20 protein-coding genes are annotated in these 21,760 nt (G+C 65.5%); 10 read left to right on the forward strand and 10 right to left on the reverse strand.

The window, feature by feature from the left end:
* Positions 1 to 152: 152 nt before the first annotated feature.
* Entirely contained in the window at positions 153 to 605 is a 453-nt protein-coding gene (locus tag FDY95_RS25000) for a hypothetical protein (protein WP_138082312.1), read from the forward strand.
* Positions 606 to 627: 22 nt separating this feature from the next.
* On the opposite strand, the gene FDY95_RS25005 is transcribed toward FDY95_RS25000, so the two are convergent.
* The 7 genes from FDY95_RS25005 to FDY95_RS25030 all read right to left on the reverse strand — a co-directional run bounded on the left by FDY95_RS25005 (position 628) and on the right by FDY95_RS25030 (position 8,520).
* Positions 628 to 1,713, reverse strand: a complete 1,086-nt coding sequence (locus FDY95_RS25005; protein WP_138082314.1) for a chorismate mutase — start codon at positions 1,711 to 1,713, stop codon at positions 628 to 630.
* 235 nt (positions 1,714 to 1,948) lie between these two features.
* The gene (locus FDY95_RS25010) at positions 1,949 to 2,794 is read right to left on the reverse strand and encodes a prephenate dehydrogenase (protein ID WP_138082316.1); all 846 of its coding nucleotides are present in this window, start codon (positions 2,792 to 2,794) and stop codon (positions 1,949 to 1,951) included.
* A gap of 41 nt (positions 2,795 to 2,835) precedes the next feature.
* Positions 2,836 to 4,059, reverse strand: a complete 1,224-nt coding sequence (locus tag FDY95_RS25015; RefSeq protein ID WP_138082318.1) for a pyridoxal phosphate-dependent aminotransferase — start codon at positions 4,057 to 4,059, stop codon at positions 2,836 to 2,838.
* A gap of 225 nt (positions 4,060 to 4,284) precedes the next feature.
* Positions 4,285 to 4,764, reverse strand: coding sequence for a prephenate dehydratase (locus tag FDY95_RS26640; RefSeq protein WP_212744956.1), 480 nt, complete (start codon positions 4,762 to 4,764; stop codon positions 4,285 to 4,287).
* The gene (locus FDY95_RS26645) at positions 4,719 to 5,099 is read right to left on the reverse strand and encodes a prephenate dehydratase domain-containing protein (protein ID WP_212744957.1); all 381 of its coding nucleotides are present in this window, start codon (positions 5,097 to 5,099) and stop codon (positions 4,719 to 4,721) included. Before FDY95_RS26645 ends, FDY95_RS26640 begins: the two co-directional genes overlap by 46 nt.
* A gap of 491 nt (positions 5,100 to 5,590) precedes the next feature.
* Positions 5,591 to 6,412 carry a carboxypeptidase-like regulatory domain-containing protein gene (locus FDY95_RS25025; protein ID WP_138082320.1) on the reverse strand — a complete coding sequence of 274 codons (822 nt, stop codon included), beginning with the start codon at positions 6,410 to 6,412 and terminating at the stop codon, positions 5,591 to 5,593.
* Between the two features lie 164 nt (positions 6,413 to 6,576).
* Positions 6,577 to 8,520: a vWA domain-containing protein gene (locus tag FDY95_RS25030; protein ID WP_138082322.1), complete on the reverse strand. Its 1,944-nt coding sequence runs from the start codon at positions 8,518 to 8,520 to the stop codon at positions 6,577 to 6,579.
* Positions 8,521 to 8,817: 297 nt separating this feature from the next.
* On the opposite strand from FDY95_RS25030, the gene FDY95_RS25035 reads away from it, so the two are divergent.
* From FDY95_RS25035 to FDY95_RS25045, 3 genes are all read left to right on the forward strand, one after another.
* Complete coding sequence (locus tag FDY95_RS25035; protein ID WP_138082324.1) at positions 8,818 to 11,067, forward strand: pectate lyase family protein; 2,250 nt, start codon at positions 8,818 to 8,820, stop codon at positions 11,065 to 11,067.
* A 248-nt stretch (positions 11,068 to 11,315) separates the two neighbouring features.
* Positions 11,316 to 11,930 carry an RNA polymerase sigma factor gene (locus FDY95_RS25040; protein ID WP_138082326.1) on the forward strand — a complete coding sequence of 205 codons (615 nt, stop codon included), beginning with the start codon at positions 11,316 to 11,318 and terminating at the stop codon, positions 11,928 to 11,930.
* Positions 11,917 to 13,050 carry an energy transducer TonB gene (locus FDY95_RS25045; protein WP_138082328.1) on the forward strand — a complete coding sequence of 378 codons (1,134 nt, stop codon included), beginning with the start codon at positions 11,917 to 11,919 and terminating at the stop codon, positions 13,048 to 13,050. Before FDY95_RS25040 ends, FDY95_RS25045 begins: the two co-directional genes overlap by 14 nt.
* A 95-nt stretch (positions 13,051 to 13,145) precedes the next feature.
* Here FDY95_RS25045 and FDY95_RS25050 read toward each other — a convergent pair whose 3' ends face one another.
* Positions 13,146 to 13,454 (reverse strand): dodecin family protein, encoded by a 309-nt coding sequence (locus FDY95_RS25050; RefSeq protein WP_138082330.1) that lies wholly within the window; start codon positions 13,452 to 13,454, stop codon positions 13,146 to 13,148.
* A 365-nt stretch (positions 13,455 to 13,819) separates the two neighbouring features.
* Here FDY95_RS25050 and fumC point away from each other — a divergent pair, with 365 nt between their 5' ends.
* The 4 genes from fumC (at position 13,820) to FDY95_RS25070 (ending at position 18,017) form a co-directional block, all read left to right on the forward strand.
* The gene (fumC, locus tag FDY95_RS25055; protein WP_138082332.1) at positions 13,820 to 15,223 is read left to right on the forward strand and encodes a class II fumarate hydratase; all 1,404 of its coding nucleotides are present in this window, start codon (positions 13,820 to 13,822) and stop codon (positions 15,221 to 15,223) included.
* A gap of 126 nt (positions 15,224 to 15,349) precedes the next feature.
* Positions 15,350 to 15,790, forward strand: coding sequence for a hypothetical protein (locus tag FDY95_RS25060; RefSeq protein WP_138082334.1), 441 nt, complete (start codon positions 15,350 to 15,352; stop codon positions 15,788 to 15,790).
* 161 nt (positions 15,791 to 15,951) lie between these two features.
* Entirely contained in the window at positions 15,952 to 17,472 is a 1,521-nt protein-coding gene (locus tag FDY95_RS25065) for a hypothetical protein (protein WP_138082336.1), read from the forward strand.
* A 122-nt stretch (positions 17,473 to 17,594) separates the two neighbouring features.
* Entirely contained in the window at positions 17,595 to 18,017 is a 423-nt protein-coding gene (locus FDY95_RS25070) for a secondary thiamine-phosphate synthase enzyme YjbQ (RefSeq protein WP_138082338.1), read from the forward strand.
* Positions 18,018 to 18,081: 64 nt separating this feature from the next.
* On the opposite strand, the gene FDY95_RS25075 is transcribed toward FDY95_RS25070, so the two are convergent.
* The gene (locus tag FDY95_RS25075; RefSeq protein ID WP_138082340.1) at positions 18,082 to 18,678 is read right to left on the reverse strand and encodes a hypothetical protein; all 597 of its coding nucleotides are present in this window, start codon (positions 18,676 to 18,678) and stop codon (positions 18,082 to 18,084) included.
* Positions 18,671 to 20,212, reverse strand: a complete 1,542-nt coding sequence (gene gpmI, locus FDY95_RS25080; protein WP_138082342.1) for a 2,3-bisphosphoglycerate-independent phosphoglycerate mutase — start codon at positions 20,210 to 20,212, stop codon at positions 18,671 to 18,673. Before gpmI ends, FDY95_RS25075 begins: the two co-directional genes overlap by 8 nt.
* 141 nt (positions 20,213 to 20,353) lie before the next feature.
* On the opposite strand from gpmI, the gene FDY95_RS25085 reads away from it, so the two are divergent.
* Complete coding sequence (locus FDY95_RS25085; RefSeq protein ID WP_138082344.1) at positions 20,354 to 20,752, forward strand: DUF4783 domain-containing protein; 399 nt, start codon at positions 20,354 to 20,356, stop codon at positions 20,750 to 20,752.
* Between the two features lie 94 nt (positions 20,753 to 20,846).
* Complete coding sequence (gene nadC / locus FDY95_RS25090; protein WP_138082346.1) at positions 20,847 to 21,707, forward strand: carboxylating nicotinate-nucleotide diphosphorylase; 861 nt, start codon at positions 20,847 to 20,849, stop codon at positions 21,705 to 21,707.
* Positions 21,708 to 21,760: the final 53 nt, after the last annotated feature.

Consider the following 21,760-nt stretch of genomic DNA (forward strand, 5'->3'; position numbering starts at 1 on the left):
ACGAGGGGAAGCGGAAGGTAGGAAAGGATGCGAAAGACCGCGCCCGGCCGGCCGGGCTGCATTGCCCGCTTGTGGGCGCAATTCCGCAACAGGGTGGCGCCACTAGTGCTTATCTTGCCCGGTAAACGTCGCTCCCCCATCCTACCGCTCGCATGAAACACGCTCTACTCCTCGCGCTGGCTTTGCTGCTCACCGTCGGCGCGGCCCGCGCCCAGGCCCCGGCCAGCCCCGCCGCTGCCCCGGCCGCAACAGTGCCCGCCAACGTCGAAACCGACTTTCTGGCCGTGGCCAACGCCGCTGCGGGGCTGATGAAGCGCCTGATGGCCCAGCCCGCCACCGCCGCGGCCGAGGCTCCGCTGCTGCGCGAGTGCAACGCCCTGTGCCAGCGCGGGCGGCGCGTCACGCCGGCCTACGCGCAGTGGCTGCGCGGCCTCTCGCGGCCCGAGCTGCAAACGGCCGTGCAGCACCTGAAAGCCAGCGCCTTCGTGCAGTACTTCGGCCCCTTGCAGTACGACCCGCAGTTCGAGGCCCGCTACAAGCGCAGCCCCGCCGCCGCCGACATGATGCTGGCCCTGCTCAACGCCCTGGACTTCGAGCGGCAGTAAACCAGCGTAGCAGCAGTTGCGGCTACTCGTTCATCACCCGGTCCTGGTGCTGGATGGATTCGAGGTGGATGGCGTCGAGGAAGCGGTGAATGAAGCCTTCACTCAGGCCTAGTTTGGCACCTTTCCGCACGCCCCGGTCCACGATTTCCTGCCAGCGGCCGGGCTGCAGGATGGTGATGCGGTTGTCCTTCTTGTAGCGCCCGATCTGCTCGGCCACCCCCATGCGCTTGCTGATCAGCTGCAGGATTTCGTCGTCGAGGTGGTTGATTCGCTCGCGCAGCTGGGCCAAGGCACTGAGGAAGTCCGGCTGGTCGGTGGTTTCGCGGCGCCACACGATGCCGGCCAGCAGCTCGGCCAGGCGCTCGGGCGTCACCTGCTGGGCCGCGTCGCTCCAGGCCGCGTCGGGGTCCTGGTGCGCCTCGATCATCAGGCCGTCGAAGTCGAGGTCGGCGGCCTGCTGGGCCAGGGCGGGCAGCAGCTCGCGGCGGCCGGCAATGTGGCTGGGGTCGCAGAGGATGGGCAGCTCGGGGAAGCGGCGCTTCATCTCGATGGGCAGGTGCCACATGGGCGCGTTGCGAAACTCCGTCTGCCCGTAGCTGCTGAAGCCCCGGTGAATCAGGCCCAGCGGCCCGGTGCCCACTTGGCGCAGGCGCTCCACGGCGCCGGTCCACAGCTCCACGTCGGGGTTGAGCGGGTTTTTGATGAGCACCGGCCGGTCGACCCCGCGCAAGGCGGCGGCCACTTCCTGCACCGAGAAAGGGTTGACGGTGGTGCGCGCCCCCAGCCACAGCACGTCCACGTCGAAGGCCAGGCAGTCCTCCACGTGCTTGGCGGTGGCCACTTCCACGGCCACCGGCAGGCCGGTCAGCTCGCGGGCCCGTATCAGCCAGGGCAGACCCCGCGTGCCGATGCCCTCGAACAGGCCCGGCTTGGTGCGCGGCTTCCAGATGCCGGCGCGCAGCAGGTTCACGCGCCCGGTGGCGGCCAGGCGCTGGCAAGTATCAATAACCTGCTGCTCGGTTTCGGCCGAGCACGGCCCGGCAACGACCAGGGGCTTGTCGGCAAGGAGCGGGTTGGGTTTGGTGGTAAGCGGGGCCGTGGGGTTCATGGCTATGAGAAGGGTTTTGATGACGAGAGAAGCGGAGAGGGGGCCAAGAGCTGGCGCCGGTTTAGCGAGCGAAGCGAGAGTAACCGGTGCCGAAAATCAGGCAGGCTTTCAGCCTGCGTAAAGCGCCCGGTCGGATTTGCCGGGCCTGGCAACGTTCGACGCAGGTTGGAAACCTGCTTTATACCCGGCACCGGTTACACCGCTGCGCGGCTAAACCGGCGCCAGCTGTACCCGCTCACTTGATGATGCGGCGGATGTGGTTGGCCTGCTCGATGAGCTGGGCGAAGGCGGCGTAGTCTTCCTGCGCCAGCAATTCGCGCATGCGCTGCAGCTGGTGCAGGTGCTCGTCGAGCACGTCGAGCACGTTCAGGCGGTTTTGGCGGAAGATGGGCACCCACATGGCGGGCGAGCTTTTGGCCAGGCGCACAGTGGAGGCGAAGCCCCCGCTGGCCAGGTCGAAAATGCGCTGCTCCTCCTTCTCCTTTTCCAGCACCGTGAGGGCCAGCGCAAAGGAGGTGATATGCGAAATGTGCGAGACGTAGGCCGTATGCACGTCGTGCTCGGCCGCGTCGAGGTAGACCAGGCGCATGGGCAGCTGCCGAAACAGCGTTTCCACTTGCTGCAGCGCGTCCGGGTCGCTGCCGGCGGCGTCGCAGATGACCAGGGTGCGGCCGGCAAACAGGTCCGGCACGGCGGCTTCGGGGCCCGAGTACTCGGTGCCGGCCATGGGGTGCACCGCCACGAGGCGGCCCCGGCGCGGGTGCCCGGCCACGGCGGTCAGCAGCGCGGCCTTGGTTGAGCCCGCGTCGATGACGATTTGCCGTTCCGTCAGCACATCGAGCACCCGCGGCAGCAGGGTGAGCAGCCCGTCCACCGGCACGGCGGCCACCACGAGGTCGGCCGGCTGCACGGCCGCCGCCAGGTCGGGCGCGGCTTCGTCGATGAGGCCCAGCGCCAGGGCTTTCTGCAGGTGCGCCGGGTTCTGGTCGACGCCGATGATGCGCGTGGCCAGGCCCTGCTGCTTCAGGCTCAGAGCCAGGGAGCCGCCGATGAGCCCCACGCCGATGATGGTTACTATCATGAGAGTAGCGCGGGCGTCAGCCCGCGTTTTTCAGAACGAAATCAGGAAAGGGAATCAGCCACGGCAGTATCCGGGAGGACGCGGGCTGAAGCCCGCGCTACGGGCCAGCCCGCTTCGGCCAGGCGCTGCTGCGCCTCCGTCAGCACCGCCGTGGGCTGGCACAGGCTGAGGCGCACGAACCCGTTGCCGTTGGAGCCGAAAATGCCGCCGGGGGTGATGAACACCCGCGCCCGGCTCAGCACCGCGTCGCTGAGGGCGTAGCCGTCGGCGTAAGCGGCCGGCACCCGCGCCCACACGAACAGGCCTACCTGCGTCCGGTCGTAGGCGCAGCCCAGGGCGTCGAGCAACTCGAACACCTGCTCGCGGCGGGCGCGGTAAGTGGCGTTCAGCCCGGCCGACCACTCCGGGCCGAGATGCAGGGCGGCGGCGGCGGCCAGCTGCACCGGCAGGAACATGCCCGAGTCCATGTTGCTTTTGAAGCGCAGCACCTGCTGCAGGAGGTCGGCGCGGCCGGCCAGCAGGCCCACCCGCCAGCCCGCCATGTTGTGCGACTTGCTCAGCGAATTCAGCTCCAGGGCCACTTCGCGGGCGCCGGGCACGGCCAGCAGGCTCAGCGGCTCGTCGTTGAGAATGAAGCTGTAGGGGTTGTCGTGCACCAGCAGGATGCCGTGCTGCCGGGCAAAGGCCACCAGCTTTTCCAAGGCCGCCGCCGAGGCTCGGGCGCCGGTGGGCATGTGCGGGTAGTTCAGCCACATGAGCTTCACGCGGCTCAGGTCGCGGCGGGCCAGGGCGGCCAGGTCGGGCAGCCAGCCGTTGGCCGCCGTCAGGTCGTAGTCGACGGGTGCGGCGCCGCTGAGCTGCACGGCGGCGCGGTAGGTGGGGTAGCCGGGGTTGGGAATCAGGGCCTCGTCGCCGGGCTGCAGAAAGGTCATGCACACGTGCACGATGCCCTCCTTGGAGCCGAGCAGCGGCAGCACTTCCGCTTCGGGGTCCAGCGTCACGCCGTAGCTGCGCCGGTACCAGTCGGCCACGGCCTGGCGCAGGGCGGGCACGCCCCGGTAGCTCTGGTAGGCGTGGGTGTCGGGGCGCAGGGCGGCGGCAGTCAGCGCCTGCACCACGCTGGGGTGGGGCGGCAGGTCGGGGCTGCCGATGCCGAGGTTGATGACCCGGGCGCCGGCGCGGTTCAGCCCGTCGATTTCGCGCAGCTTCTGCGAGAAGTAGTATTCCTGAATGGGCGCCAGGCGCTCGGCTACGGGTATGTTCATGGTCGTTGTTTTTCGTGTCATCCTGAGCAAAGCGAAGGACCTTGTTCGAACACTGCACAGTGGGTTAAGTCCTGGCTTCGACGTTCTGGTGATTGGGCATCGATGGGTGCATTTGTTGGCGTTTAGGGGTGGTTGCGCATTGTTGGTGGTGTTGGTGCGGGGTTGGAGGAAGTTCCTTCGCTGCGCTCAGGATGACGTTCTGTTTGCTTAGCTGTTCGGTGTCCTTCAGTAAGTCCCTCCCTTTCGGTACACGCCCAGCACCCGCACGCTCTCCGCTATCTGGTCCAATTCGGCCAGGGCACGGCGGAAGTCCTCGGGCGCGTCGAACTCCAGGTCGGCGTGGAAGAAGTATTCCCAGGTGGTGCCGGGCCGCGGAAACGACTGCAGCTTGCTGAGGTTGATGCCGCAGGCGGCCACCCGCGTAAGCACCTCGGCCAGGGCGCCGCGGCGGTGGGCGGTGTGGAAGTACAGCGAGGCTTTGTTGGCGCCCTCGGCCGGCGCGGCATCGGCGGGGCGCTGCACCACCAGGAAGCGCGTGTAGTTGTCGGCGGCGGAGTGAATGTCGGGCGCCACGATGTCGAGGCCGAACAACCGGGCGGCCAGCTCGCCGGCCACGGCGGCCACGCCCGTCAGCTGCTGTTCGTGGATGCGCTGGGCGCTCAGGGCCGTGTCCTCCGTCTCGGCTGGTCCAGGAAGCCGGTACACTGCTGCAGGGCCATGGGGTGGGAGTGCACCTCGCGCAGGGCGGCCAGCGTCTGGCCGGGCAGGGCCATCAGGTGCTGGCGAATCCGCAGGTACACCTCGCCGGTGATGCGCAGCTCGGCCTGCTGCAGCAGGCGGTAGTTGGGCAAAATGCTCCCGGCAATGGAGTTTTCGATGGCCATCAGCCCGGCGCTGACTTCACCCGCCGCCACCTGCCGCAGCACTTCGGCAAAGGTGGCGCAGGGGCGCACCGTGCCGAGCCGGGGGCCGAAGTAGTGGCCGGCGGCAACCTGGTGGAAGCTGCCGGCGAAACCCTGAATGGCAACGGAATGCGTCATGCGAACGGAAATAAAAAAAGGGCCTCCGCGCTGCGGGGCCCTGGTGGTATGCTGGTCGGTGAGTGAGTTGGCTCAGACTGCGCAATAGGGACCCCGCTGCTTCCGGTAGAAGCAGTAATAGCAGCCAAAAAAGAAGCAGGCGGTGCGGAGCATGAGCGGGCTGAAACTGGGCGAAAAAAAAGCGCCTCCGGGGCAGGAGGCGCTTGTAAGGTCAGGGGTGATGCTGCTACAAAGAGGCCTCGCTGCTACGCGTGAGCGTAGTAGAAGTAGTAGCTAAAAAACGTCGAGGCCTGCGAGGTCAGCATGGGGGTATTCGATGCGGAATAAGCCAAAGATGGAGAAGCCCGGCGAGGAATGCAAGGTTTTTTTCGGGCGGATGGCTGCTGCAAGGCCTGTAACAGCGTCCGCGTCGAGTGGCCCACACACGCAGCGACCCGCCAGAAGCGGGCCGTTGCGGAGGTGAGTGAATGGTGAGTGAGCATGAGGCGGGCTTACCAGCGCCCGGTGAGGCGGCGAGGCAAGGAGCGGATGCTGTACCACAAGCCGCGGGGCGAGTACCAGGGCCTTACATAAGTGGTGACAACTATTCCGGATAACGCTTGCTCGTTTAGGGACATGTTGATATTTATCTTACCCTCTGAAGCTGCGCTGATTGGTTGTTCACGATTTGTGTAGCCAATAGAAGAGAAGAGCAGAGTGCCGCCAACTGGGGCGTCCAGCTCATAGTAGCCATCCGCATTGGTTGAAACGCCAACAGTGGTGCCAGCGACCCGAACGGTCACTCCAGGCATGGTTTCCCCGCTATGGGCTTCTATCACGCGGCCAGATATATGCTGTAGGTACAGCGGCGCCATCGTTCCACCCGGGGGCATTTTCCGGGTAGTGTCCGATGAAACGTCGGGGTTGCCCGAAACAGCTGCGTTGGGCAACTGCTCAGTCAAGTCTGCCGTGCGGCCCCCGCCCGCCGGCACTGGCCCGCCCGAATGTGTACTGCGCAGCTCCTGGCTGCGGGCGGCTGTGGGCAGCAGGCCCCAGAGCGCGGCGGCGGCCAGCACCCAGGCCCGCCAGCGCGGAGCAGCCGCCGGCGCATGCACCAACGCCCGGTCGAGCTGCTCCGCCCGGAACCGACCGCACACCCTGCCGCCGGCGGCCTGCCGCAGCAGGGCCAGAATTTCGGCGTCGGTGCGCTGGGTGAAGTCGGTTACGGTGTGCTGGCAGGCGGCACAGTGGCGTCCCTGGGTGGTTGGCGTCATGGCCTCCCACGCCTCCCCGCAGGGCCGCGGAATCTGCACGTGTATCGTGGCACGAGTCATAAAACGAATGGAATGGTACGCGTTAGGGGTTTCGGGTTTTCTGTCATCCGGAGCCGTGCGAACCGCAGGTCGACGGGGGCCAGGACCTTCTCACGTCAGGTATTGGCTGACGGTAGTCGGGCTGCGGTTCGCTTTGCCCGGGCTGAATGGTTTTTTCTCGTCGGCTAGCGGCGGCCGTAGGCGCCGGGCGTGAGGCTGGCGGCGGTTTCCATCAGGCGGATGCACTCGGCGCGGTAGCCGTCATCGTCCTTGCCGCGGGCGGTGCGGGCCAGCTCCACGGTATTCTGCCAGGTGGCCTCGCCCCGCCGCTCCGACTGGCGCAGCAGCAAGCTCATCTGGGCCACGGCCGCCGCCCAGCGCAGGTTGTTGGAGGCTGCGGCCAGCGCGGTGGGGGCGGCAGCGGGCAGGGCTTGGCTGAGCAGGCGGCTCGTCCGGCCCTGGGGCTGCTTGTAGCGCATTTTCACCGTCAACAACTCGGTGGCGGCGGCCCCGGCGGTTGCCTGCGGGGCCGGCTGGTACTTCAGCCCATCGACTACCGGCGGAGCGCCCACGGGCACCACCTCGTACAGGGCCGTCACCTGCTGGCCGGCGCCCAGCTCGCCCGCGTCTTTCTGGTCGTTGTTGAAGTCCTCGTCGGCCAGCAGGCGGTTTTCGTAGCCGATAAGGCGGTAGGCCTGCACCCGGGCGGGGTTGAATTCGACCTGCAGCTTCACGTCCTTGGCCAAGGTGAACAGGGTGCCGCCAAACTGCTGCACCAGCACCCGCCGGGCCTCGCCCAGCTGGTCGATGTAGGCGTAGTTGCCGTTGCCCTTGTCGGCCAGGCGCTCCATCTTGCTGTCCTGCAGGTTGCCGGTGCCGAAGCCCAGCACCGACAAAAACACGCCCGATTCGCGCTCCTGGGTGATGAGGTGTTCCATGGCGTCGTCCGAGGATTCGCCCACGTTGAAGTCGCCGTCGGTGCAGAGCACCACGCGGTTGTTGCCCTCCTTATTGAAGTGTTGGCGGGCCGTGGCGTAGGCCAAGCGCAGCCCCTCGCCGCCGGCCGTCGAGCCGCCGGCTTCCAGCCGGTCCAGCGCCGCCACGATGTCGCCCTTGCGGGTGCCGGGCGTGGGCGGCAGCACCACCCCGGCCGCCCCGGCATATACCACCAGCGACACCTGGTCTTGCGGGCGCAACTGCTGCACCAGCTGCTTCAGGCCGGCCTTCACCAGCGGCAGCTTGTCCTCGCTCTGCATCGAGCCCGACACGTCGATGAGGAACACCAGGTTGGCCGGCGGCAGATTCTCTACCGGCACGGTGCGCGCCTGCAGCCCGATGAGCACCAGCTGGTGCGCGGGCGCCCAGGGGCAGCGGGCCTGCTCCAGGTGCAGGGCGGCCGGGGCTTCGGCGGCGGGCTGGGGGTAGTCGTAGCGGAAGTAATTCACCAGCTCCTCGGTGCGCACCGCGTCGGCCGGCGGCAGCTGGGCCTGCTCGGTCAGGAAGCGGCGCACGTTCGAGTACGAGGCCGCGTCCACGTCGATGCTGAAGGTGCTCAGCGGGGCCTTGCTCACCGGCTGAAACGGGTTTTCGGTCTGGTGGGCGTAGCCTTCGCCCTCGGTCTGGCGCCGGGCTTTTTCATCCTTGCTGAAGTAGCCCTGAGCTGCTGCCGGGGCCGCAGCGCGTTTGGCCTTGCCAGGCGACATGGCGCGGTTGCCCCGGATACGGATTGCGGGGCCGGCGGAGTAGCCCGTCACCACGCATTCGCTCAGAGCCTTGGTGTCGGCAGCCAGACCTACGTTGAGTGCCTGGCCGCCGCGGGTTGGTTGCTCCTGGGTGAGGTAGCCCACGCTGGAAAACTGCAGCGTGGCCTTGCGCGTGCCCGGGGCCAGCCGCAGGCTGAAGCTGCCGTCGTGGCTGGTGCTGACGCCGTTCGTCGTGCCCTTCACGAGCACCGTCACGCCGGGAATGCCCTGGCCACTGGCCCGATCCGTCACCCGCCCGCTGACGGTGAGCGAATCCATGACGGCCGATTCGGGCCCCGCACCCAGGCGCGTCTGCGCCGTGGCGGGGTGAACGAAAGCGCTGCTAAGGGCGGCAGCGAGTAAGGAGCAACATAAAACGGTGCGCATCGAGCCAGGGCAGTTAAAGGGTGATAGATGCCTGGTTGATGCCGGGTAGCCGTGGTTTCCATATGACCGCCCGAAAAAGTTTTGCGCCGCCGGACGGGCCGGTTACTAGAGAATTCGCCGCTCTGCGGCCCGGTCGCTCGCGCCGCCGCTACCCGGGCCGCGGCGCTGGCATCGTTGCCGGCATCGTTTGCATAACTTTAGTAATGCCTCTGCTTACTTAAATGCTCTTTTTCTGACGGCTGAAGTTAGGTTTGTGTAAACCGCTGTTCCCGATTTCCCACCTAAAAGCCCCGGAATATGAAGCACTTACTTACCCTATTACTACTGCTGGCTCCCCTGGCATTACGGGCCCAGGCCCTGACCATCCTGGAGTCGGCGGGCTGGCTGGAATCGGCGTACGTGCGGTGGCAGCCGGTGGCCGCTGCGCAAAGCTACAACGTGTACTACAGCGGCGGCGGCGTGGTCAACCAGCGGATTGACGACCAGCTGATCCGCAACTACGGCTCGTTTTACCGGGCCGACGCGCTAGGGCTGAGCCCGGGCACGTACACGCTCAAAATCGTGCCCGTCGTGGCGGGGGTAGAAGGCACCGCGACGGTGACCAGTTCCCTGACCGTACTGGCCCAGGACCGGACCGGGTTTGCCTTCAGCAACGGCCGCGTGCCGGGCGCCTACAACACCAACGGCACGGTGAAAAGCAACGCGGTGATACTCTACATCACCCAGAACACCAAAAACACGGTGTCGCTGAACGTGACCGGGGCCACCACCAACCCTTGCGTGGGGCTGCAGACCATTCTGGATGGCTTCAAGAAAGGCCGGGACGCGCGGCCGCTGCTGGTGCGGCTGGTGGGCAACATCACCGACCTGAGCTACATGCTGGGCGGCGACATCGTCATCGAAAACGACAACCTGGCTACCAGCTCCATCACCCTGGAAGGCGTGGGCAACGACGCCGTGGCCAACGGCTGGGGCATCCGCATCAAGAACGCGTCCAACGTGGAGGTGCGCAACATCGGCACGATGAACTGCGACAGCGACGAGGGCGACAACATCGGCCTGCAGCAGGACAACGAGTACGTTTGGGTGCACAACGTCGATTTCTTTTACGGCCGCGCCGGCAGTGACCCCGACCAGGTGAAGGGCGACGGGGCGCTGGACTGCAAAAAGTCGACTTACGTCACGTTCTCCTACAACCATTTTTGGGATTCGGGTAAGTCCAACCTGCTGGGGCTCAGCGAAGCAACTACACAGGGCCTCTACATCACCTATCACCACAACTGGTACGACCATTCGGATTCGCGGCATCCGCGCGTGCGCTACTACTCGGCGCACGTGTACAACAACTACTACGACGGCAACGCCAAGTACGGGGCGGGCTCCACGTTGGGCTCCTCCGTGTTCATGGAAAGCAACTACTTCCGCAACTGCAAGTACCCGATGCTCACCTCCATGCAGGGCACGGACGTGTACAACCCGGTGACCCAGCGCAACGACTACAACACCATGCCCATCTTCTCCAACGAGAACGGGGGCACCATCAAGGCCTTCGACAACTACATGGTGGGGCAGCAGCGCTTCGTGCCGTACGGCGCGGCCGGCTACCCCAACTCCACGGTCGATTTCGACGCCTACGTGGTGACGACCCGCGGGCAAACCGTCCCCGGCACCGTGGTTTCGGCCTACGGCAACAACACCTACAACAACTTCGACACCAACGCGGCCATCATGTATGCCTACACGCCCGATGCCCCGGCCGCGGCCCAGGCCAAGGTGGTGCAATACGCCGGCCGCGTGGGGGGCGGTGATTTCCGTTGGACCTTCAACAACGCCGTCGACGACGTGTCGTCCGCCGTCAACGCGCCCCTGCAAACAGCCCTGGTCGGCTACGGCACCGGCCTGGTGTCGGTGCAGGGCGACGGACCGGCCACCCCGGGAGGCCCCGGCCCGGGCACTTCGACCGCCGGCATGGTGCATAATTTCACCCTGGCCGGTACCACCAGCACGTTTTACACCATCACCGGCAACCTGTCCACCTCGCAGGGGACGGTGAGCTACAACGGCCTGAACCTGACGCAGTGCCTGAAGCTGGAGTCGTCCACGAACATTGCCTTCACGCTGGCCGCGGATGCCACGCTGACGCTGGTGTTCAACGATGCGTTCAGCGGCACGGTGAAGGTGGACAACGTCAACCAAACGGTCAGCGCGGGCCGGTTCACGATGACGCTGCCGGCCGGGCCCCACCAGATTGCCAAAGGCAGCACCGCGAACCTGTACTACCTGAGCACCGCTTACCTCACGCCCCTGGCCACCCGCAAGCAGGCCGCGCCGGCGGTGAGCGTGTACCCGAACCCGGCCGCCGATGAAGTAACGGTGGGCTGGACGAGCAAGCGCGTATTTTCGCTCTACTCCGTCACGGGCCGCTTGGTCAAAACGGGTTACACCAACCAGCCGGTTGACTTGAAAGACGTGAAACCCGGGGTGTATCTGATTCGGGTTCAGGACGAAGACGGCTACCTGCGGACGGGCCGCCTGGTCAAGCACTAAGCTGCTGCAGCCCCATGTCGGTACCGCAACGGGCCGGCTGGAACAGCGCCAAGGGGCCTCTCCGCTAAACCGGAGAGGCCCTTTTATGTATTTTGGAGCGTGGGCCGTTACCCGGCCCACGTGCTGACGCCCCCTGCTGATTAATTCGGTGCGGTGGCCGGAAGGAGCGGGCTGGCTACCGGCGCCGCCGTTCCGGCCCGTTCGGTCGTCGGCTGGTGCCTTATCTTTAGCTGGCCAAGTCTCCCCCGATGTTTTCCCTGTTCCGCCGCTCCAAGACGCCCGCCGCTGCCGCGCCGCCCACCGAGGCGGAGCTGCTGGCGCGCTACCGGCAGCACGGCGACGTGCAGGACCTCGGCCAGCTCTACGAGCCCTACTTCCACCTCGTCTACGGCGTGTGCCTGCGCTACCTGCGCGCCGAGGACGACGCCAAGGACGCGGTTATGCAGATCTTTGAGAAGCTGGTCGTCGATTTGCGCCGCCACGAGGTGCAGAACCTGAGCAGCTGGCTGCACACCACCGCCCGCAACTACTGCCTGATGGAGCTGCGCCGCCGCAAATCGGTTCCCGATACCATCGAATTTGGCCTGCCCGGCGCCCCCGGTGTGGAATCCGAGGCGGCCCTGCATCTGGTAAGCGACGATGACGACGACTTTCCCACCGAAGAGCACTTGCAGCAGCTGGAGGCCGCCCTGGCCCGCCTGCCGCCGGAGCAGCAGCGCTGCCTCGAACTATTCTACCGCCAGCAGCTCTCGTACCAGGAAATTGCCGCCGCCACCGGCTACGACCTCAAACAGGTGAAAAGCTACCTCCAGAACGGGAAGCGCAACCTCAAACTCCTCCTCGCCAGCCATGTCGCCCGCTGATCCGCACTTTCAGGCCCCCGCGCCCGCCGCGCACCTCTCCGCAGCCCTGCTGCGGCAGTACGCGGCCGGCACCCTCGCGGCCGCCGAGCGCCGGCAGGTGGAGCGCCACACCCTGGCCTGCGCCCTCTGCGCCGATGCCCTCGACGGCTACCTGCAGGCCGCGCCGGCCGCCGTAACGCCCGAGGCCCTGGCCGAGCTGCAGCAGCGCCTGCACGCCCGCGTGGCCACCGAGCCGGCCGCGGCTACCCGCGGCGGCGCCTGGTGGATGGCCGCTGCGGCCGCCGTAGCCCTGCTGCTGGTATTCGTGGGCCTCTGGCAGTGGCCGGCCTCGCCCTCGAAAGCCCCCATAGCAGCCCGCCAAAGCACCACGGCCCCAGTCGCCGCCACCGAGCCGGCCGCAGCCGAACCGTCCATTGCCGCCGCGCCCACGCCCGAGCCGGCGGCGGCACCCGCGCCGCCCGCCGTGCAGCCCGAAACGACCGCCGCGCCCGTTGCCTCCGCTTCGGCGCCACGCCGGCGCCGGGCCCGCCCACGGCCGGCCGTGGTAGCCGCCCGCAGCGCCGCGCCCAAAGCCGCCACCGTGCTGGGCAACGCGGCGCCCATCAGCAGCGCCACCGCCGCCGATAGCAGTCAGGCGCTGGGCTGGGGAGCAACGGCTGCCGCGCCCCCGGCGGCGGTCCAGCAACCGGCCGCCGAAGCAGCGGATACTGCCCCGGCCAAGCCCATGGCTATGGCCCGAATGGCTGCCGCCGCGCCGACCGATACCGCCCACGCCTTTCGGGAAGAGGCCAGCAAGCGCAAGGCCGCGCTGCCCCCGGCGCCGGCCCTGGCCCCGTTCCCGGTGGGCGGATATCCGGCTCTGCGCACTTACCTGCGCCGCGAGCAGCAGCGCCCCGAAACCGGTATCGGCGACCAGGCCCACTCCGACGGCATCGTCAAGCTGAAATTCATGGTCGAGGCCGACGGCACGGTACACAACATCCAGGTGGTGCGCGGCATCAATGCCGAGTACGACGAGGAAGCCATCCGCCTGATCTGCGAAGGTCCGGCCTGGCGTCCGGCCATCGTCAACGGCCGCCGCGCCGCCCAGGCCGTGCGCCTCGACGTGCCCTTCCACTAGGCGCAGCAGCTAATTAGTACGCCCGGCGGCCCGGCGCGGCAACTCCCGCCGGAGCCCCGTGCCGGGCCGCCGTGTATGTGGCTTCGTGGGCCGGCTTAGCCGCTGTAGCCGCCGCCGTTTTCGGGTGAGGTGGCGCTGCCGCTGGGCTCGTGGGGCGCTTCCGCTGCGGCCGCGCTGCCCGCGTGGGTGGGCTCCCAGCGGTGCATCACCTCAAAGGAAATCTTGGCCGTGATGCGGTATTCCACGATTTTGTTGTCGCGCACCCGGCAGCTCTGGTCCTTGATGTAGATAGATTTGATGCCCTGCACGGTGGTGCTGGCTTCGTTTAGGGCTCGTTGCAGGGCGTCTTCAAAGCTTTTGTCAGACGAGGCCAGCACTTCGATGACTTTCTTGATGGTGCTCATGGGGCTGAGGTCAGTTAGCGGTAGAACATCGGGTGACAAGGCGCGAAGGCCTGACAAACACATACGCAAAAGCACCCGGCCAGGCGTGCCGCGCACTACCCCGCTGGCAGCTTCGTTAGTGTTGATCAGTTTTACGCGTTGACAATCAATGACATTTTCATTTGGTAACCATATTTATTATCTAAGCAAAAGTTTTGAAATGTCATTAAGTAAACTCGTTTATAGAATTGATAAAAGCCTTTCAGCGTGGCTTTTTACCTCCTAATAAGCCTGGGCTTTTGTTGCGTCACACCATAACCGCTTCGCGGCGCGGTGCTACCTTTGCCGCGCCTAATTCCCATCGTTTCACCGAGTCTGTTCGCCTGATGCAATTCCGCACCGAAAAGGACACCATGGGCACCGTGCAGGTCCCCGCCGACGCCTACTGGGGCGCCCAAACCCAACGCTCCATCGAGAACTTCCAGATTGCGCAGGACATCAACCGGATGCCCAAGGAAATCATCCGCGCCTTCGCTTACCTGAAGAAAGCCGCCGCCCTCACCAACCGCGACGCGGGCATCATGCCGGCCGAGAAGGCGGAGCTGATCGGCCGCGTCGCCGATGAAATCCTCGAAGGCAAGCTCGACGACCAGTTTCCGCTGGTGGTGTGGCAGACGGGCTCGGGCACGCAGTCGAACATGAACGTGAACGAGGTCATTGCCTACCGCGGCCACGTGCTGCAGGGCGGCAGCCTGCTCGACGAGAAGAAGGCCCTGGCCCCGAACGATGACGTGAACAAGTCGCAGTCGTCGAACGACACCTTCCCGACGGCCATGCACATCGCGGCCTACAAGATTCTGGTGGAGGTGACCATGCCCGGCATCGAGAAGCTGCGCGACACCCTGGCCGCGAAGTCCAAAGAGTTTATGCACGTGGTCAAAATCGGGCGCACGCACCTGATGGACGCCACCCCGCTGACGGTGGGCCAGGAGTTCAGCGGCTACGTGTCGCAGCTCGACCACGGCTTGCGCGCCATCAAGAACACCTTGGCCCACCTTTCGGAGCTGGCCCTGGGCGGCACCGCCGTGGGCACGGGCATCAACACGCCCGCCGGCTACTCCGAGAACGTAGCCAAGCACATTGCCGACCTGACCGGCCTGCCTTTCGTCACCGCCGAAAACAAGTTTGAGGCTCTGGCCGCCCACGACGCCATCGTGGAAGCCCACGGCGCGCTGAAGACGGTGGCCGCCTCGCTGATGAAAATTGCCAACGACGTGCGCCTGCTGGCCTCGGGCCCGCGCGCCGGCATCGGCGAGCTGTTCATCCCCGACAACGAGCCCGGCTCCAGCATCATGCCCGGCAAGGTGAACCCGACCCAGTGCGAAGCCATGACGATGGTGGCCGCGCAGGTGATGGGCAACGACGTGGCCATCAACATCGGCGGCATGAACGGGCACTTCGAGCTGAACGTGTTCAAGCCCGTCATGATCTACAACTTCCTGCACTCGGCCCGCCTGATCGGCGACGTGTGCGTGTCGTTCAACGACAAGTGCGCCGTGGGCATCCGCCCCATCGAGGAAAACATCAAGAAGCACGTGGAGTCGTCCCTGATGCTGGTGACGGCGCTGAACCCGCACATCGGCTACTATAAGGCCGCCGAAATTGCGCAGACGGCCCACCGCGAAGGCAGTACCCTAAAAGAAACCGCTCTGAAGCTGGGCTACCTCACCGAGGAACAGTTCAATGAGTGGCTGCGTCCGGAGGACATGGTGGGCGAATTGCCCCGCTAAATAAAAATTAGCCTTGTGCGTTGGAACGCCGCAGCCCCGTTGGGTTGCGGCGTTTCTTTTATCCGGACAAACCAACTACCGTATCTTCCCGTTTCGGGAAACTGTTCGGCGTGCCTCATACCTATCATGCTTAAGCTTTACGAAACAAATCATTTACGCATCAGTTACGAGCCCCGCCTGCGGCTGCTGGAAGTGCAATGGCTGAGCGACGCAGCCACGCCTGCCGAATTTCGGGAGGGCTACTGGCAGGCCCTGTTGTTGGCCGAACGCCATCAGACGCGCGCCTGGCTGTCAGATTTCCGCACGGTGCCCACGCCGCCGGAGGCCGAAATTCAGTGGCTGGCGCAGCAGTGGTACCCGCGCTACGTGCGGCTCAAGCTCGACAAAGTGGCCATTATCAAGCCTCTCAGCGCCAGTGCCCAGCAGGCGCTGGCCCGCATCGTGCAGCTGGCCGACGAAGCCGGCCACACCAACCGCCCCGACGCGCACTACTTTGACGACCCGGCCGACGCCCGCGCCTGGATCGAGCGGCCCTTTACCAAAGGCCAACTGCCGCCGGCTGGCTAGCACCACGCGGGCACTTTCGCGCGGGTGCGCGTCGTTAAGCGCCTGACGCGTAGGTTTGCGTGTCAGAATTGATGACAGATGAGCGGATGAGTAGTTGAGCAGATAAAGCGGCCCAACTATCCATTCATCAACTCATCAACCCAGCTACTCATCTTTTGCCCGTGCGCTACCTTTTCCCGCTGCTGTTGCTTTTCTCCATGCTGACCTCGGTGCTGCTGTCCGGCTGCGAACCGAAGGAGGAAATGGTCACCACCGACGGCAGCGTCCGGCTGGCGTTTTCGGCCGATACGGTGAAGTTCGACACCGTATTCGTGCAGACGCGCACCGTGAGCAAGCGCCTGTGGGTGTACAACCGCAACAAGCAGGCCGTGCGCGTCGATGAAATCCGGCTGGCCGGGCCCTACGGGCAGCCCTACAAGCTCATCATCGACGGCGACTCGGGGGCGGTGCGGCAGAACGTGCTCATCCGCGGCAAGGACAGCCTGCTGGTGCTGGTGAAGGCCACGCTGAACGTCAACGCCCAACCCGACAACCGGCCCTTTCTGACCGAGGACCAGCTGTTGTTTCGTACCAACGGCAACGAGCAGCAGGTGAAGCTGCTGGCGTTCGGGCAGAACGCGTATTTCCACATCAATGAGCTGCTGCCCTGCAACACCGTGTGGCGCAAGGATAAGCCCCACGTTATCTACGGCGGGGTGCTGGTCGGCCCGGGCTGCACGCTCACCATCGAGGAAGGTACGCGCGTGTACTGCCACGCGGGCGCGGGCATGGAGGTGCAGGGCCGGCTGCTGATCAACCCCGCGCTGCAGCCCACCGACGAGGTGAAGCCCGATGACCCGCGCATCGTGCGCTTCCAAGGCGACCGGCGGGAAGCGTTTTACAACGACATTCCCGGCCAGTGGGCTGGCATTCAGTTCGACCCGGGCAGCAGCCGGCAGAGTGTGTTGCGCTTTTGCGAAATCAAGAATTCCTCGTTCGGCCTGCTCGTCTACAACCCCGACGCCCAGACGCCCTTCCCGAAGGTGACCGTGGAAAATGCCGTGTTCCGCAACATTTCCGGGGCGGGCCTGACTTTCGCCAGCGGCGGCCAGAGCTTCGACGGTGGCGGTATTCTGAGCTTCTCGGGGGATTTTGACGTGCGCAACTCCCTGTTTACCAACTGCGGCGAGTACGCGCTGGGCGGTTTTCAGGGCGGTACTTACAACCTGCAGTACTGCACCTTCGCCAACTACACCCCGCTGTTTCAGCGCAAAACGGCTTCGCTCACCTTCTCCGACGGCCTGCCGGTGCGCGTGCCCCCGCGCCAGATCAACCCGGTCGTCAGCCTGGAAAACTGCATCGTGTGGGGCTCCATTGCCGATGAGCTGTTTTTCAACAACAGCAGCCGCTACCTAGCGCAGATCAGCGTGAAAAACAGCGTGCTGCGCACCCAGGAGTACCTGGGCGCGGCCGACAACGGCGGCAAGCCCGGCCTGGCCCGCGCCGGCAACCTGCTCAACACCGACCCCAAATTCCGGCGCACGCCCGAAACCGCCGCGAACCGCTACGACTACCGTCTCGACACCCTCTCGCCGGCCAGCAACCGTGCCGTGCCCCTGCCGCTGCTCCCCCGCGACCTGCGTAACCTCAGCCGCAGCAGCACCACCCCCGACCCCGGCGCCTACGAGCGGGTGAATCCGTAATCGGTGAGATGGAGAGGTGGTGAACTGGTGAGTGCCGTGCCGATGGCGCCAAATGCGTGGCGCTGCGCGGTTCTGGCCTCCCGAACATCAACTCACCAGTTCACACCTCACTATCTCACCGCATGATCTGTGCTCAGAAACGAATGCGCCTGCCGGCCGTGCGCCGCGGCTTTCACCTCATCACCGACCTCGTGACGGCCGAGCTGCCCGAGCTGGAGCAGGTACAGGCGGGTACCCTGCACGTGTTCATTCAGCACACCTCAGCCAGCCTCTCGATCAACGAAAACGCCGACCCCACGGTGCGGCACGACTTCGAGCAGTTCTTCAACCGCACGGTGCCCGAAAACGCCCCCTACTTCCGCCACACCCTCGAAGGCCCCGACGACATGCCGGCCCACCTCAAGGCGGCCATGCTCGGCAGCAGCGTGACGGTGCCCGTTACCAACGGCGAGCTGGCCCTGGGCACCTGGCAGGGCATTTACTTGGGGGAGCACCGCAACAACGGCGGCCGCCGCTGGCTGGTGCTGACGTTGTTGGGGACGTAAATACAGATACCGATGCTTCCCAAAGCAAACGGCGCCCAGGTTCTGAACCGGGGCGCCGTTTGGATTACCGCAGCACCCGCCCGCGGGCCACGTAGCGCGTGGTGTCGAAGCCGACGAGCTTCTGCTGGCCCAATACCTCGTAGCTGCTCAGCGTACCATCTTCCCCGAAGCGCAGGCGCAGCTGCTTGCCGGAGAAGAACAGCGGATTCTGTTGGTTGACAATGGCGCGTAGCTCGCGCACCGTCGGGCCGGCTTGCAGCACCGTCATGTCCGTTACGGGGTGGTCCACGTCGGGCAGGCGGCGGAAGCTGCGGCGCGTGAGGCCGGCTGAGTCTGTGGTCTGTACCTGGTAGGCGCCGCGCAGAGCGGGCTTGTTGATGTCGGCCTGGTAGAACAGCTGCAGCTCGTGGGCCCAATCGGGCTGGGCCAACGTCTGGGTTTCCGGGGCGCTGCCGCGCAGGCTCACGCGCTTCTCCAGGCCCGGGTGCTGAGCCTGCAATTGCTGCACCTGCTTGTCGAGCAGGCCCTGGGTATCGAAGTAGCCGGCGGGGCGGCGGGCCGGGCGCTCGGCCGGGTCCGACGAGCAAGCGGCGCCAACTCCGCTTCCGAGAAGCAGAATCAGCGCCGCCTGGGCTGCCCGGTAGGGGCGGAGCTTACGCATTGCGCGGGCGCAGCAGCGATTCGCCGGTCATGTCGGCGGGCTGCGGCAGTCCCATCAGGGCCAGCACGGTGGGCGCGATGTCGCCCAGCTTGCCGTCGGCCAGCGTGCCTTGGTAGTCGTTGTCGGCCAGGATGCAGGGCACCAGGTTGGTGGTGTGGGCCGTGTTAGGCGTGCCGTCCTCGTTGATCATCATGTCGGCGTTGCCGTGGTCGGCAATGATGATGCTGGCGTAGCCGGCCGCCAGCGCCGCCGAAACGACGTCGCCCGCGCACTGGTCTACCGTTTCCACCGCTTTTACGGCGGCCTCGAACACGCCGGTGTGGCCCACCATGTCGGGGTTGGCGAAGTTCAGCACCACGAAGTCGGCGGTGCGCTGCTGCAGCTCGGGCACCAGCGCGTCGCGCAGCTCGTAGGCGCTCATTTCGGGCTGCAGGTCGTAGGTGGCCACCTTGGGCGAGGAGCGCAGGATGCGGCTTTCGCCCTCAAACTCGGCTTCGCGCCCGCCCGAGAAGAAGAACGTCACGTGCGGGTACTTCTCGGTTTCGGCAATGCGGATCTGCTTTTTGCCGTTTTCGGCCAGCACCTGCCCGAGCGTGTGCTCCAGGTTGTCCTTGTCGAAAATCGGCTGCACGCCCACGAACGTCGCGTCGTAGTTCGTCATCGTGAGGTAGTGCAGGTTCAGCCGGTGCATGTTGAAGGCGTGGAAATCCTGCTGGGTCAGCGCCTGCGTGATTTCGCGGCCGCGGTCGGTGCGGAAGTTGAAGCAGATGACCACGTCGCCGTCCTTGATGGTGGCCAGCGGCTGGTCGTCGGCCCCGATTTTCACCAGCGGCTTGAGGAATTCGTCGGTCACGCCCGCCTTGTAGGAGTCGAGCATGGCCCCGATGAGGTTGTTGCAGCGCTGACCCTTGCCGTTCACCAGCAGGTCGTAGGCCACCTGCACCCGCTCCCAGCGGTTGTCGCGGTCCATGGCGTAGTAGCGCCCCACGATGGAAGCAATTTTGCCGCTGGCCCCGTGCTGCAGGTGCTGCTCCAGGTCGTTGACGTAGCGCACGCCGGCTTTGGGGTCGGTGTCGCGTCCGTCGGTGAAGGCGTGGATGAACACGCGGTGCACGTCTTCGTCGTGGGCGAGGGTGCAGAGGGCCTTCAGGTGGTCGATGTGCGAGTGCACGCCGCCATCGGAGAGCAGGCCCATCAGGTGCAGGTTTTTGTCGGTATTCTGTCGCAGGTACTCAAAGGCCTGCTTCAGCGCCGGCATGGCGGCCAGCTTCCGCTCCCGCACGGCTTTGTTGATGCGCACCAGATCCTGGTACACCACGCGGCCGGCGCCGAGGTTCATGTGGCCGACTTCCGAATTGCCCATTTGCCCCTCGGGCAACCCCACGGCCTCGCCGGAGGCCTGGAGGCGGCTGTGGGGAAAACGCTGGAAAAGGGAATCCACGAAAGGCGTCTTGGCGGCGGCAATAGCCGACACGGCCGGATTGGTGCCCAAACCCCACCCATCAAGGATTACCAACAGTACCGGTTTATTCATGCTCGCAAAGATAGGCGCTGGCGTGCTGCGAAACCGTACCGATTCACTATTTTGGACGCAGCCGCGCCGAACCAACGATTTGCCCCCGCCGTATGCGGTTGGCACAATTTTCGCTCACGCCGCGCAGCAACCCCGCTTACCATGAAACGATTACTCCTCCGTGTGCTGACGGTGCTGTGCTTGGCGTTGCTGAGCCCCGCCGTTCATGCCCAGAACGATACGTTCGGGGCAGTGCGCTCGGCCATTCAGAACGGGTCGTCGCGGGCTGTTTCCCAGTACTTTGGCGGTACCGTGGAAATTGGCTTCGACGGCGAGAAACAGAGCTACAGCGCCACCCAGGCCGAATTCGTGCTGAAGGATTTCTTCGCCAAGAATTCCCCGGCAACCTTCGAAGTCGTGCACCAGGGCTCCTCCACCGGCGGCATCAAGTATGCCATCGGGCGCTACGCCGGCAAGAGTGGCAGCTACCGCGTCTACATCAAGCTCAAGCCCGTGCAGGGCGGCCAGCAGATCGACACCATCGATTTTAACCACGAGTAGATGAAGTGAACCGCTACTTTCTCCCCTGAATTACCTCCTTCCGCTGGGTTAGGTCCCGACTGCTAAGTCGGGGCCTTTCCCTATTTTTGCACCTGTGCAAAACCCGCCCTACCTCACGCCTGACGCGCTGCGCGCCTTTATTCACTCGGCCCTGGCCGAAGACGTGGGCGACGGCGACCATTCGTCGCTGGCCGGGGTGCCGGCCGAGGCCCGCAACCGGGCCCGCCTGCTGGTGAAGGACGAGGGCGTGCTGGCCGGCGTGCAGCTGGCCGAGCTGATTTTCCGCGAGGTCGACCCCGCGCTGCAGGTGACGGTGCTGCTGCCCGACGGCAGCCGCGTGAAGCACGGCGACGTGGCCCTGACGGTGGAAGGCCCGGCCCGCAGCATCCTCACGGCCGAGCGCCTGGTGCTCAACTGCATGCAGCGCATGAGCGGCATTGCCACCAAAACGGCTTACCTGACCTCGCTCATCGCCGGCACCAAGGCCAAGCTGCTCGACACGCGCAAGACCACGCCCAACTTCCGCCTCTGCGAGAAGTGGGCGGTGCTCATCGGCGGCGGCGTGAACCACCGCTTCGGCCTCTTCGACATGATTATGCTGAAGGACAACCACGTGGACTACGCCGGCGGCATTCGGCCCGCCATCGAAGCCACGCACCGCTACCTGCAGCAGCTGGGCCGCGAGCTGCCCATCGTGGTGGAGACGCGCACGCTGAGCGAGGTGGAGCAGGTGGTGGAAGTCGGCGGCATCGACCGCATCATGCTCGACAACATGAAGCCCGACACCATGCGCGAAGCCATTACCATCATTGCCGGCCGCTTCCCCACGGAGGCCTCGGGCGGCATCACCGAGCAAACCATTCGCGCGGTGGCCGAAACCGGCGTCGACTACATCTCGGTGGGTGCCCTCACGCACTCCGCCGATATTCTGGACCTGAGCCTCAAGGCTTTTTGATGAGTGGATGAGCAGATGAGTAAATGAGCGGATGGCTCATCTGTCCCACCTAG

It is taken from the genome of Hymenobacter jeollabukensis (assembly GCF_005771675.1).
Taxonomy (GTDB): Bacteria; Bacteroidota; Bacteroidia; order Cytophagales; family Hymenobacteraceae; genus Solirubrum; species Solirubrum jeollabukense.